The sequence below is a fragment of the Fundidesulfovibrio butyratiphilus genome (assembly GCF_054657235.1).
Genome location: NZ_BAAHXA010000002.1, coordinates 771,719 through 785,083, shown reverse-complemented (window position 1 = coordinate 785,083; position 13,365 = coordinate 771,719). Strand labels below are relative to the sequence as shown.

Annotated in this window: 9 protein-coding genes; 6 read left to right on the top strand and 3 right to left on the bottom strand. The window is 64.5% G+C overall.

What is annotated here, in order from left to right:
* Nucleotides 1-35: 35 nt before the first annotated feature.
* From ACYQ01_RS14560 to ACYQ01_RS14545, 4 genes are all read left to right on the top strand, one after another.
* Nucleotides 36-1,508, top strand: a complete 1,473-nt coding sequence (locus ACYQ01_RS14560) for an outer membrane homotrimeric porin (protein WP_459934583.1) — start codon at nucleotides 36-38, stop codon at nucleotides 1,506-1,508.
* A gap of 292 nt (nucleotides 1,509-1,800) precedes the next feature.
* Nucleotides 1,801-3,264, top strand: coding sequence for an outer membrane homotrimeric porin (locus ACYQ01_RS14555; RefSeq protein ID WP_459934582.1), 1,464 nt, complete (start codon nucleotides 1,801-1,803; stop codon nucleotides 3,262-3,264).
* Between the two features lie 119 nt (nucleotides 3,265-3,383).
* Entirely contained in the window at nucleotides 3,384-3,920 is a 537-nt protein-coding gene (locus tag ACYQ01_RS14550; protein ID WP_459934581.1) for a hypothetical protein, read from the top strand.
* Between the two features lie 179 nt (nucleotides 3,921-4,099).
* The gene (locus tag ACYQ01_RS14545; protein ID WP_459934580.1) at nucleotides 4,100-5,254 is read left to right on the top strand and encodes an HD-GYP domain-containing protein; all 1,155 of its coding nucleotides are present in this window, start codon (nucleotides 4,100-4,102) and stop codon (nucleotides 5,252-5,254) included.
* On the opposite strand, the gene ACYQ01_RS14540 is transcribed toward ACYQ01_RS14545, so the two are convergent.
* Both ACYQ01_RS14540 and ACYQ01_RS14535 read right to left on the bottom strand, forming a co-directional pair.
* The gene (locus tag ACYQ01_RS14540) at nucleotides 5,248-6,690 is read right to left on the bottom strand and encodes an SH3 domain-containing protein (RefSeq protein WP_459934579.1); all 1,443 of its coding nucleotides are present in this window, start codon (nucleotides 6,688-6,690) and stop codon (nucleotides 5,248-5,250) included. The two genes, ACYQ01_RS14545 and ACYQ01_RS14540, sit on opposite strands and share 7 nt — an antisense overlap.
* Before the next feature lie 187 nt (nucleotides 6,691-6,877).
* Nucleotides 6,878-7,228: a hypothetical protein gene (locus tag ACYQ01_RS14535; RefSeq protein ID WP_459934578.1), complete on the bottom strand. Its 351-nt coding sequence runs from the start codon at nucleotides 7,226-7,228 to the stop codon at nucleotides 6,878-6,880.
* Between the two features lie 168 nt (nucleotides 7,229-7,396).
* Between ACYQ01_RS14535 and rnr the strand changes: the two genes are divergently transcribed.
* Complete coding sequence (gene rnr, locus ACYQ01_RS14530) at nucleotides 7,397-9,793, top strand: ribonuclease R (RefSeq protein ID WP_459934577.1); 2,397 nt, start codon at nucleotides 7,397-7,399, stop codon at nucleotides 9,791-9,793.
* Between the two features lie 33 nt (nucleotides 9,794-9,826).
* On the opposite strand, the gene ACYQ01_RS14525 is transcribed toward rnr, so the two are convergent.
* Nucleotides 9,827-11,080 carry a VgrG-related protein gene (locus ACYQ01_RS14525; RefSeq protein WP_459934576.1) on the bottom strand — a complete coding sequence of 418 codons (1,254 nt, stop codon included), beginning with the start codon at nucleotides 11,078-11,080 and terminating at the stop codon, nucleotides 9,827-9,829.
* Between ACYQ01_RS14525 and ACYQ01_RS14520 the strand changes: the two genes are divergently transcribed.
* Nucleotides 11,046-13,316: a CHASE2 domain-containing protein gene (locus ACYQ01_RS14520; RefSeq protein WP_459934575.1), complete on the top strand. Its 2,271-nt coding sequence runs from the start codon at nucleotides 11,046-11,048 to the stop codon at nucleotides 13,314-13,316. The genes ACYQ01_RS14525 and ACYQ01_RS14520 overlap by 35 nt on opposite strands.
* Nucleotides 13,317-13,365: the final 49 nt, after the last annotated feature.

Genomic DNA, 13,365 nt, shown 5'->3' with positions numbered 1-13,365 from the left:
GTATCTGAACAGAACAGCAAAAGGAGAGAAGATTCATGAAGCGCTTTACCGCCATCGCCCTCATGCTGGCCGTGCTGGGCTCCGCCGTCATCGCTTCGGCCGCGACCGAAGTGAAGATGACCGGCGACGCCCGCATCTGGGGCAACTTTTTCTACAATCAGAACTACACCGGCTGGAACGCCACCGGTACCCGGACCGCCGACGACTTCGTGATCTGGGAACGCTTCCGCCTGCGCACCGACTTCATCGCCAACGAAGGCCTGAAGTTCCGCTTGGGCATCCGTGTGAACAACAGGGCTTGGGGTAACGACACCTACACCGTGGATAACCCGGCCGTGTCGATCGACGTGTACGAATGCTACCTGCAGTTCAAGTGGCCTGGCACCGACCTTGAGTTCACCGCCGGTCTGGCCCCCATCAACCTGCCCCTGTCCTCGCGCATCTTCAACGCCAACCCCGTGCTGGGTGGCGGCGCTCCCACGGCTCAGTTCTCCCTGAACGCCCCCGTGAACGAAAACTTCGCGGTGAACGCCGGCTTCGTCCGCCTGCTCGACGGCACCGCCGCCAACGGCGCTCTGTTCCAGCGTGACACCACCTCCCGCGTGGACACCTTCGACGCTTTCTACCTGGCTCTGCCCATCACCGTGGACGGCTTCAAGGCCGTGCCCTGGGCCGCTCTGGGTCTGGCTGGCCGCGACGCCAACTACGCCGGCACCGGCACCGGTTCTTCGCCCAAGCCTGACAACCGGAACCTGGGCAACAACCTGCTGTCCGCTTCCGCTTACGGCAACACCGCTCGTGGTCTGAGCAACAGCATGAACACCTACTGGTGGGTTGGCGGCTCCTTCACCGTGACCGCTCTGGACCCCTTCAAGTTCTACGCTGACGTGATCTACGGCGAAGGCAACGGTAGCGACCGCACCCGCAACAAGCGCTCCGGTTGGTTCTTCGACGTGGCCGCCGAGTACACCGGCCTTGACATGGTCACCCCGCAGATCGCCTTCTGGTACGGTTCTGGTGAAGACAACTCCACCAGCAACGGTTCCGAACGTATGCCCACCATCACCGCTTACTGGGGCGCCGCCCACAGCTTCGCGTTTGACTCCGGTCAGGCTTACGGCAACGGCTACATGGCCACCAACCCCATGGGCTCCTACGGTGTCGTGCTGGCTCTGGACAAGATCAGCTTCGTGCAGGATCTGACCCACCGCATCACCTTCACCTGGGCTCACGGCAACAACTCCGCTCGCGCTCTGCGCAACGCCAACCTGATCTGCGGCGTTGGCAACTACGTGCAGATGGGTCGTGACCTGACCGAAGACGAGTCCGTCTTCGCCATCGGCTTCGACAACCAGTACAACATCTACGAGAACCTGGCCGCCATCGTTGAGACCGGTTGGGCTCACGGCTACAACTTCCAGAAGTCCGTGTGGGGCAACCGCATGGTCCACGAAGCCAACAACGGCGACGTGTGGAAGGTCGCTTTCGGTCTGCAGTACAAGTTCTAGTACAGATTCACCGGACGTAAAAAAACCACACGGCCGGGGCGAAAGCCCCGGCCGTTTTTCGTTGTTGGCGAACAGCCGAACCGCTCGCCCCAGGGCTTCCCACGAACGCGACCGGAGAATGGTAAAAAAAATTATACCGGAGTCAAAATCCCAGCCGTTTTCCCTTGCTCCGAGACGGGAGCAAGGCTAAGACCGGTCCATGACCTGTCGGGGGGGCCCTGATTCACGTCGCCCCGGCCCGGCCCGATCACGTCCGGCGCATGTCGCGTCCCTAAGGAGGAGGAACAGGTTTATGAAACGTCTCGCAGTTCTTGGCTGGCTGACCGCGCTGGCGCTCGGTTTCGCTTCCCTGGCGGCCGCTGATACCACCGTGAAAATGACCGGCGACGCCCGCATCTACGCCAACTACTGGTCGCAATACCAATACACGGGCTGGAACCGGAACGGCACCCGCACCGCCGACCCCATGGAAATCTACGAGCGCTTTCGCCTGCGCACGGACTTCCGGGCCAATTCGAACCTGAAATTTCGCCTGTCCATGCGCGTGAACGACCGGGCGTGGGGCAACAGCACCTTCACCGTGGACAACCCGGCCGTGGTCATCGACGTGTACCAGGCCTTCCTCCAGTTCAAGTGGCCTGCGACCAACATCGAATTCACCGTGGGCCTGCAGGATATGGACATGCCCATCTCCGTCGACTGGCTGGGCGGCAACGTCGTGCTCGGCGGCACCCGGGCCGCCGGCGCCGTGGTCGAAGTGCCCGTGACCGACGCCTTCAGGGTCGTGGCCGGTTTCACCCGCCTGCTCGACGGCACACGGGCGGGGGGCGCCCTGTTCCAGGCCACCACCACATCGCGTGTGGACACCCTGGACGGATTTTTCCTGGCCCTGCCCATCACGGTGGAAGGGTTCGAAGCCACGCCCTGGGCCCTGCTCGCCCTGGCCGGGCGCGACGCCAACTACGCCGGGACCTGGGTGGGCAACGGCGACTTCACCAGCGAAAACTTGTACAATAACCTGTTTTCCGCCGGCACCGGACTGGCCCCCGCCAGCCTGAAAAACAGCATGAACACCTTCTGGTGGGCCGGAACCACGGTGGCCGTGACGGTCCTCGACCCCTTCAAGTTCTACGCCGACGTGGTCTACGGCGAAGGCAACGCCAACGACCGCAGCAAAAACAAGCGATCGGGCTGGTTCTTCGACGTGGCCGCCGAATATGTCGGATTCGACATGCTCACTCCCAAGGCCACGTTCTGGTACTCCTCCGGTGAAGACAGCTCCATGGGCAACGGGTCCGAACGCCTGCCCAGTGTCGTCAACTGCTGGGGCCCCATGAACTCGTTCCTCTTCGACAGCAACCAGCTCTTCAACTACGGCTTCATGGGCACCAACCCCATCGGCAGCCTGGGCATCGTGGTGGGCCTGGACAAAATCAGCTTCGTCAAGGACCTGACCCACCGCCTGGCCTTCACCTACGCCCAGGGCACCAACAGCCCCCGCGCCCTGCGCCAGGCCAACCTGGTCTATGGCACCGGCAACTATGTGCAGATGGGACGCGACTTGGCCGACGACGAAAGCCTGCTGGCCATCAACTTCGACAACAAGTACAATCTGTTCGATAATCTGGCCCTGGTCATGGAGACCGGTTGGTCTCACGGCAACTTTTCCCAGAGCGTGTGGGGCCGGCGCTTCACCAACGCCGCCAGCAACGGCGACGCCTGGAAGGTGGCCTTCGGCTTCAAGTACAAATTCTGATTTGCCTTCGCGCTCTGTTTCTTCGACGTAAATCCACGGCCGGGACGGATGTTCCGGCCGTTTTTTCTTTGTCGCTTGCCTTGAAACGCCTTTCGGAGTAGGCACCGAATATGCCACCCTTGAGCGACCGCTCTTCGTTCGCCCTCAAACGCCGCTTGGGAGTGATTCTCCTGCTCGCGTTGCTTGTTGGAGGGTGCGCCACCCTGCATACAGGCCATCTGCGCCGTACCCCTTGGAGCGAAGGCAAACAGCAAATCGCGACCAAGTTTTTCCGTTTCGAATACCAGGGCATTCCCCTGAGCGAACAATACGGCGTCAAAGGCCAAGCCTTTCCCCTGCGGGAAAACCTTCCTCCCTGGGCCGACGCCGTGGAGACCTTGAGTATCGTGGTCTACTTGAGCGACGACGAGGGCAAGGTCCTGGCCAAAGACCAGAAATCCTACCTTCCCCGGCGGCTGGGCCAGACCGGCATCCCCTTCGACTTTTTTCTTAAATGCAAGACCCTGCCGGGCCAGAAGCTGTTCGTGAGCTTCGGCTATCGAAGCATGTTCGTGGCCTCCAAACCTCCCAAGACTCCGACCGGACAGCACGGGGGCGGAAACATCTCCGGCCAGTACGTCTTTTTCGCCAGCGAAGGGGCCACCCTCAAGCAGTAGCCGCCTTCCCCGCCGCGCGGCCATGTGGTCCGTCCGCTTCGCTTGGCCGCGGACCTCTCCTTGAAATTTACTTTCCTGTAATTCTTCATCGAAACACGACCCTGTCGAGGGGGTTTTCAATTCCATCGTTTGTGGTATATTGAAACAAATATTTCCTTCTTAGGCAGAAGCACGACCGTATGCTCAAAGAAATTCCCCTGAACGAACTCAAAGTGGGCATGTACGTGGAAAGCTACGGCGCGGGCACGTTCGCCGACCCCTTGTGCAGCGTCCGCGCGTTCGTCTTCGACACGGAACGGATCAAGGCCCTGAAAGCCGAGGGCGTGGAAAAGGTCGTGGTGGACACGGAGAAGCTGCTGCCCGCGTCTCCCGCCTCCGAGCCGACGCCGGCCGCCAGCCGCCAGAGCCTGACTGTCGCTCCGGCCAGCACCCTGCTGTACACCAAATGCCTCTCCTACGTGAGCGACGTCATGCAGCGGGTGCGCCAGGGCTACGGCGTGGACACGAGCCATTCCGGAGAAACGGTGGACGCACTGATCGAAGGCGTGAAAGGCGACACCGGCGGCATGACCCTGCTGGCCAAGCTGCACCGACACGACGACTACACCCTGCGCCACTGCCTGAACGTGTCGCTTTTGAGCCTGATCTTCGGCCGACACCTGGGGCTGGGCGAGGACGAACTGCATCGCCTGGGGGTGGCCGGTCTTTACCACGACGTGGGCAAATTCCGAATTTCCCTCAACGTGCTCAACAAGCCCGGACGGCTCTCGGAACGGGAGTTCGAGATCATGAAGCGGCACTGCGACCTGGGCTATGAACTGCTCAAGGGCCAGGCCGGCATGACGCAAGACATTCTGCTCGGCGTGCTGAACCACCACGAGCGCTATGACGGGAAGGGCTACCACCACATGACCGCGGACAAGGCCGATCCCTTCTCGCGCATCATCACCATTGTGGACATCTTCGACGCCCTGACCAGCGACCGGGTCTATCACAAGGCCAAAACGCCCAACGAAGCCCTCAAGGCCATGTTCGCCTGGCGCAACGAGAACTTCCACCCAGGCCTGCTCGAACGCTTCGTGCAGTGCTTCGGGGTGTACCCGCCGTCATCCTTCGTGCGCCTTTCGGACCGCAGCTATGCCCTGGTGGTGGACGCAAACGCCGCCGCACCGGCCCGCCCCACGGTGAAGGTCATCTACACCCCCAAGCTCAAGCCCTGCCTGCCCAAGATCGTCACCCTGTCCGACCTGCCCAAGGAAGGGCCGGGCAGCTTGAACATCGAGGAGTGCCTGGACCCCCGCCCGCTCGGCATCGCGCTGGAACGCTTCTACTGATCGCCCGACCCGGGGTCCACGCAGAAGGCCCCGCCGGTTCCCGCCTCGCCTTCGGCCGGAGCGGTCAACACGGTGGAGATGCCCCGCACCCGGTTGAGAATGATGCGGTCCGGTCCCACTTCGGGAAAAATCTCGCCCAGGCGCAACGTGGTCACCACGGCCTTGCCCACCACCTTGCGGCCTTCCCTGCCGTTTGCTTCCAGGGTGCGCATGCCCCACATGTTGTGAAACACCACCGGATGTCCCTGATACTGCCCGACATAGAGCATGATGTGTCCGGGCAGCCAGACCAGGGTGGCGAAGGGCACGCCCACGCGCAGGATGGTTTGCTCCTTTTCCTGCGGACTCAGGCCCTCCAGGGACACGAACGCCCCGGACTTGGCCTGCGCCGAGGAATTGCGCGGCAGCCACACGCCAAAGGGAGCCATCAGGTCGCGGGTCATGGCCGAGCAGTCGCGCTTGCCGTCCAGGCCGCCCCAACCGTAGGCCTGGCCCATCATCTGGTTGGCCAGGCGGGCGACGTTGGCCGGCGTGGCCAAAAGGGGCATGAGCACGGCCTGGTCCCACATGGCCCACACAGGCGAAAGCGTCGCCATGCCTCCGGGCCCGGACGTGGGAATCCCGAGCTTGAGCCGCACGCCGTCGGTGTCCTCCACGGGAAGCACCGCGCCCACGCCCAGGCGCACTTCGTGTCCGCCCGCGTCGAACGCCGCGTTTTCCTTGATGACGGCGGCAAAGGGACGGCGCATGTAGTCGTTCATGAAGGCGTCGTCCACATAGGCCAGGTCGGAGGTGGGCACCCACCCCGGGGCGATGGCCGTTTCCACCAGGGCCCAGGCCCCGTCGCGGCTCACGTGGTCCACGTAGACGGGCATGCCGAGCCACAGGGCGGAAACCTGAAAGATGTCGAACGGGTATCCCTGTCCTGGCGTTCCGGGAGGGCCGAAACGCCCCTCCCGGGTGGGCAGGGCGCGCAGGTTGGAGTTGGCCACCAGAATGGCCGGACGATTGGTGTTGGCCCGGCGCAGGTTGGCGTTGGCAGCAAGACCCGCCACCCAACCCGACGAATGGGGCGAGCCGGAAACGTCGTACCCCGGTCGCTTGGCGTAGGCCGAAAGCGACCGCCTGGCGCTGCTCATGGCGTAGCTCGGGCTGGAGCATCGCCAGGCGTTGAAAAACCGCTTGCCGTAGGTTTCGCTGCGCACGGTGGCCGCTTGGCGCGACAGCAGCGTGATTTCGGACTTGAGCTTGTCGGTATAGGCGGATGTGTCCTGTTTCAGAACTTTCAGGTCGTCAAAGGGCTTTTTCGAAACACCCCAATCGACCTTGGGCTCGAAGGTAATTTCGGGCCTTTTCTGCTGAAACGTGCACGCCCCGAGCAAGAAGCTCAAGGCCAGGCATGAGGCGACGAAGCGGAGACGGCGGGGGAAGACCATGGATTCCTCAGGAGCTGACGATTGCGCCGCCCGTACGGCGGCCTTTTGGGCTTGCCCGCAACGCACGCATTGGTCAAGCCCCCCGGGGGCTCAACCGAATGCCGGGCTCAAAAAGACGCCGCCCGGCCACGCGTGGGCGTCTGGCCTGCCGGGAAAGCCTGGTCCCGAACGGTCCGGGCGCGCGAGGCTACCCCTGGCCCAGGCAGTCGACCTCTTCCACTCCCATGACGGTGAAGAGCCAAACATACACCGGCCCGAAGTCCCGGGCTACGGCCACCAGCCGTCCCTTGGCGCCTGGGGGCATGCGTTCGGCGAGCTGCTCGCAGGCCTGACGCAAGTCTCCCGGCAGGCAGGCGCTCACGCTGCTGGTGAAGCTCAGGTCGTCACCCATGGGCTTGATGTCGAGAAACGAAGGCTCCAGCTCTTCGAGGGAGGCCTCCAGTTGGTCACAGAGTACGGTCTCCAGATCGCTGACTTCCTCAAAGGACAGGTCGTGCCCATAGAGGATTTCGCCGATGAGTTCGTATCCATCGGTCATGGCCCATCACTCCGTTGGCGTTTCGCGAGCGGCCGATGCCGGACGCTTGCGCCCCTCTTCTACAAAAGCTTCCCGTCCCTGTCACTGCCCTACCACAGGGGGCGCGGCCTTGTGGGACCGGCCCGGGAGGGCTAAAGGGCTTGCATACGACGAAACAAGGATGCCCTCGTGGCGAAAAAAAACAAACGCCAGTCCAAGGCCGGACACGCCCACCCTCTGGACCAGGCCCATGTGCTCAAGCTCTTCAAGGACCGGGGCAAACCCCTCACCGCCAGGGACGTGCTCAAGGGCCTGGGCTTGGCCAAGGTTCATCGCGGCCAGGTGCAAGACCTCCTGGAAGGCCTGGCCGAGGCCGGCCGCCTCATTCGCCTGAAGGGCGCGTTTGGCCTGGCCGAGAGCATGCATCTCATCACCGGCGTGCTCGACCTGCGCCGTTCGGGAGTGGGCTACCTCCTGTGCGACGACAAACGCCGCAAGGACGTGTTCATCCATCCCCGGGACCTGGGCGAGGCCTGGCACGGCGACCGGGTGGCCGTGGCCCTGACCCGCCAGCGGGGCAAGACCCAGGAAGGCCGGGTGGCCCGCATTCTCGAACGTGGCAGCCTGGTGGCCGCCTGTCGGGTGGAGCGCCGCCTGTCGGACCGGCTCTTCCTTTGCCGTCCGAGCGACCCCCGCCACCGCCACGCCTTCCTGGTGGAGCCCGAATCCGGCCAGGACCTGGCCGTGGGCGACGTGGTCACGGTCAAGGCCGGCGACCGCCTGGACCAGGGCCTGTTTTCCGGCGAACTCCTGGAACGCCTGGGCGACGAAGGCGACGCCGACGTGCAGGAGCGCCTGGTCAAACTCAACCACGATGTGCCCGGCCCGTTCCCCCAGGCCGCCCTGGACCAGGCCGGAGACCTGCCCCAGGTTCCGGGCGAGGCCGACTTCGCCGGCCGTCAGGACCTGCGCGCCCTGGATTTCGTCACCATCGACGGCGAAACGGCCCGCGACTTCGACGACGCCATCCAGGTGGAAGCCACGGGTCGGGGCTACCTGCTGCGCGTGGCCATCGCGGACGTGTCCCACTACGTGCCCGAGGGTTCGCCCCTGGACCGCGAAGCCCAGGAACGCGGCAACTCCTTTTATTTCCCGCGCTCCGTGGAGCCCATGTTTCCCGAGGCGCTCTCCAACGGACTGTGCAGCCTGAACCCGCGCGTGCCCCGCCTGGCCATGGTGGCGGAAATGGACTACGACGCCCGGGGACTGCCCGGCCAGTGCCGGTTTTCCACGGCCGTGATCGAAAGCAAGGCCCGCCTGACCTACGACCAGGTGAACCAGGGACTTCTGGAAGGCGACGAGGAGGTCCGACGCGACCTGGCGCCGGTTCTGCCCATGCTGGAAACGGCCGAAAAGCTGGCCCGGGCCATAAAGGCCCGACGCGACGAACGCGGCAGCCTGGACTTCGACTTGCCCGAGCCCGTGGCCCTCTTCGAGCCCGGCGGCCAGATCGCGGACATACGTCCCCGCCAGCGCCACTTTGTGCATCAGATCATCGAGGAATTCATGATCGCGGCCAACGAGGCCGTGGCCCGACGGCTGACCGAGGCCGGCGCCACCTTTCCCTACCGGGTGCATCCCGAGCCCGATCCGGGCAAGCTCGAAGCCCTGTTCGAATTGCTCACCACCACGGATATGGCCTCCAGCCTGCCGGTCAAGCCCGGCCCCCAGGGCCTTCGCGACCTCTTGACCCGCTGCGCCGGCACGGACCTGGAATTTCTGGTCAACCGGCTCCTGTTGCGCACCATGATGCAGGCCAGCTACTCGGTGCGAAACGAAGGGCACTTCGGTTTGGCGTCGCCCTGCTATTGCCACTTCACCTCGCCCATTCGCCGCTACGCCGACCTCATGGTCCACCGGGCGCTCAAGCGGGTTCTGGCCGGGCAACCCGACGGCCCCGCGGCAAAGCGCACCCAGTCCGTATGCGAGGCCATCAGCCGCCGCGAACGCGTGGCCATGGAGGCCGAGCGCGAAATCCACAAGCGCCTCACGGTGCTTTTCCTGCGCGACAAGGTTGGTCGCGACTTCACCGGCGTGATCAACTCCCTGGCGGATTTCGGCTTCTGGGTGGAACTGACCGAGGTGATGGCCGAAGGCTTGGTGCGCCTCTCCACCCTGACCGACGACTACTACGCCCTGTTTCCCGAGCGTCAAATGCTCTTGGGCCAGCGCACGGGCCGACGGTTCGCCCTGGGCCAGCGGGTGGAAGTGACCCTGGCGGAGGTCAGCCTGTCCAGGCTGGAGGTGAATCTCACGCTTTCCGGCGACGAACCGCTCCAGGGACGCCCGGTAGGCAAGACCTTGCGCGCCAGGCCGCCGCGCAAAACCTCGACCGGGGGCAAAGCCCGGCGCGAATCCGGGCGCAAGGCCGGCCGGACAGGCGCTTCGGCCTCTCCCGGAAGGTCCGCCGCATCGCGGGACTCCTCCTCCGTCGGCGAAAAAGACGGTGTCGGGGGCGCGTCCCGGTCCAGGCCCGGACGCAGGAAACCGGCGTCGCCCCGGCCCAGAAAGAAAAAAGCGGGGTGAACCGGAGTCCAAACGGCGAGTCGTGCGGATCGCTCAGGAGCCGGAATCGCAGTGGCGTTCCAGAATGCCCAGGGCCTGGCGTTTTTCCCGCATGTAGCGCGAGGTCATGGCCGAGCGCATGGTGCGGGGATTGCCCCCGAAGGACTTGATCCGGCAGGCGTAGACTTCCTCGATAAGGGCCTGCTCGAACAGGGACAGACGTTTTTCGTCCACCACCCGGTTCTTGAGCACATTGATGGCGGCCACGAAAATGCCGGCTCCGCCGCCCGCGCCATGCTGCACCACGGCGCTCCAGAGCACCTCGCGGGTGGCCGGCGACAGGGCCGAAATGTCCACGCCGGTCTCTTCGTAGATGTCGGCCACGGCCGGCCGGTAGTGGGTGTTCAAAATAAACTCGTATTGCAGGCGTTCGAAGCGGCGGGGATCCTCCTGGGCGATGCGCCGCCACTCTTCGGGCATGTCTCCGGCGGTGGAGCCGGTGTCGGCCGGCCCCTGTTTTTTGAGCCTGGCCTGCCAGTCCGGCGCGCGTGCTTCGAGAAAGCGCAGAAAGTTGTTGAAGGTCGGCGTGCCCGCAGCGATCTGGAACGCCCCGTAGCTGGTCCCGCCTCCCCGGGTGTGTCCCACGGCGGCCACGCCGTCCGGGCCGGATTCGAACCTGGCCGCCAGCGCTCCGGGCGGAGCCGTGAAGCGGGGCCTGCCGTCCGGCCTGGGCGCGGGCAGAAGGCTGACCAGGGTGTAGGTGGGCGAAGGCCTGGTCACCGCGCGGGACTTGCCCCAGAGCCGGACCTGGGCCACCTTGGCCCAGGCGTCCGGGTCGTCGGGATGAAAGTCGTCGAAATCCACCGCGTGGCGCACCACGTGGCTGTGGATTTTGTGGCGCACCTCGCCGACCCGCCGGGGCGCGGCGGCGAGCGTGGCCAGCATGGCGCGCCTCTGCTCGAAAATTTCCTCGGCCCGGGGGCCGCGCCAGGCCGGTTCGTCGAACCCCCGGACCAGACCCAGGTGGGGCAGGGGCCAGGACACGCACATGGCCTGCCACAGACACAACAGGTAGCCCGCCACCGCGGCGGCCAGGCTCATCTTGCACTCCGGAGTGAGCCATGACACAAAACGCGAGCGCTCGCCGCCGGATGCGCCGGGCGAATCAGGGCGGGCGTCGTCGGCTTCGTGGAACAAAAAGGCGTCCTGCGCGGGCATATTCGCCATAATCTCAATTGTAGCCGAGTCGGGCGAGAAATAAAAGGGCGGCTCCGTGACCAGCACCAGCGACAAGACATCGCGTTTCAAGTTTCTCTCCACCTGGGCCAAAGGGTGGCTGGCGCTTTTCCTGCCGGGCTTGGCCCTGACCCTGCTGGCCACGTATCTGCACTACGACCCGCCCAGTTGGCTCACGTTTCTCGATTACAAGGTCTACGACACCCTGTTGCTGGCCAGGCCGCATCCGCCCGTGGGCGAGCTGCCCGTGGTGGTGGACCTGGACGAGAAAAGCCTGGCCAAGGTCGGTCAGTGGCCCTGGCCACGCTACATGGTGGGCTACCTGCTGGGACGGCTCAAGCAGTACGGCGTGGCCGCCGTGGGCATGGATATCGTCTTTTCCGAACCGGATCAGACCTCTCCCGAACGCATCAAGACGCAACTCAAGAAATTTCTCGGCCAGGACATGGACTTCGCGGGATTAAATCCCGGCTTGCGCGACAACGACCAGTTGCTGGCCAACACCCTGGCCCAGGGCCCCAACGTGCTGGGCTATTTCTTCACCTTCAGGCCGGAAGACAACGTCATGGGCCCGGAGGCCAAAGCCTGCGCCCTGCCCCCGGCCCGGGTGGCCATAAGCCGCTCGGCCTCGGCCGTGGGGGTGGAGCCGCGCATCAACCAGGCGCTTTCGGTGGTGTGCCCCCTGCCGGAACTCGTTCAGGCGGCCAAATGGGCGGGCTTTTTCAACTCCTTCCCGGACCACGACAACATCGTGCGCTGGGTGCCGCTGGTCATCGCCTGGAAAGGGACCGCCTATCCCAGCCTGGCCGTGGCCACCCTCATGCGGGCCTTCGGCGACAAGACGGCGATCCTGCGCGTGGAGCGCGACGAATACGGCCTCCAGGACAACACCCTGCAACTCGACCTGGGCCCCTACGGCAAGCGGGTCATCCCCCTGGACAAGAACGGCAGGATGCTGCTCGACTTTCGCGGTCCGGCCAAGACCTACCCCTATTATTCGGCCGTGGACATTATCGAGGGCAAGATCCCGCCCGAAGCGCTGGCCGGCAAGATCGTGTTCATCGGCACCTCAGTGCGCGGTCTGGAAGACATCCGGGCCACGCCCATGGACCAGTCCTTCGTGGGCGTGGAAGCTCACACCACCATCGCGGACATGATCCTTTCCGGGCGCTACCTGCGCCACCCCGTGGAGTCGTGGGTGCTCGAATGCGCGTTGGTCCTGGTTCTCGGCCTGGGGGTGACGATCATGCTCATCCTCACCCGTTCGGTGTGGGTCGGCGTGGCCAGCCTGCTCGCCGGAGCCGCCATCTGGATGGGCTCGCAGGAGGCCCTCAACCACCAGGACCTCTACATCTCGCCGCTCAGTCCCCTCTTGGTGCTCGGCGCGAACTTCACCCTGCTTACCTTCATCAAGTTCATTCGCGAAGAACGCCAGAAACGCTTCATCCAAAGCGCGTTCTCCCACTACCTGTCGCCCAAGGTGGTGGATGAAATCGTGTCCGAACCGGACAAGCTCACCCTGACCGGCGAAGAAAAGGAAGTGAGCATCCTGTTTTGCGACGTGCGCGGGTTCACCACCATCTCCGAAAAGCTGACCCCCAGCCAGGTGGTGGCCCTGCTGCACGCGTACCTGACCCCCATGACCCGGCTCATCATCGCCAACTCCGGCACCCTGGACAAGTTCATCGGCGACGCCATCATGGCCTTCTGGAACGCCCCGCTCGACGTGCCGGACCACCCCCGGCTGGCCGTGTCCACCGCGCTCGCCATGCTGGACGAACTCGACCGGCTCAACGTGGGCTTTCGCGAGCACTACGGGTTCGAGATCCGCGTCGGCATCGGTCTGAACGTCGGGCCGGTGCGCGTGGGCAACTTCGGCTCCCTGGACCTGTTCGATTACACCCTCATCGGCGACAACGTGAATCTGTGCTCCCGGCTGGAAGGGCTCACCAAGTACTACCACCAGAAGCTCCTGGTGACCGACTCCATGAAACGCGGCGCGGGCGACGGCTTCCTGTACCAGGAGGTCGACCGCGTGCTGGTCAAGGGCAAACACGAGCCCGTGACCATCCACACGGTCTACCCCCTGTCGCGCGCCGATGCCATGGCCGACGAATTGACGCGCTGGAGCCAAGCCCTGGCCGACTACCGGGGAGGCCGCTTCCAGGAGGCCTTGACCCTCCTCGAAGTCCTGGAAGCCGAAACCGGCTCCGAACTTTACAGCCTGTACATCGAACGCTGCCGCACGCTGCGGGCCAATCCGCCGGCCGAAGGCTGGAACGGCGTGTTCGAGCACACCTCGAAATAGGTTTCGTCATGCCCGTTGCGTTCAGGACTGTCCCTCCCCGGGCTCAAAG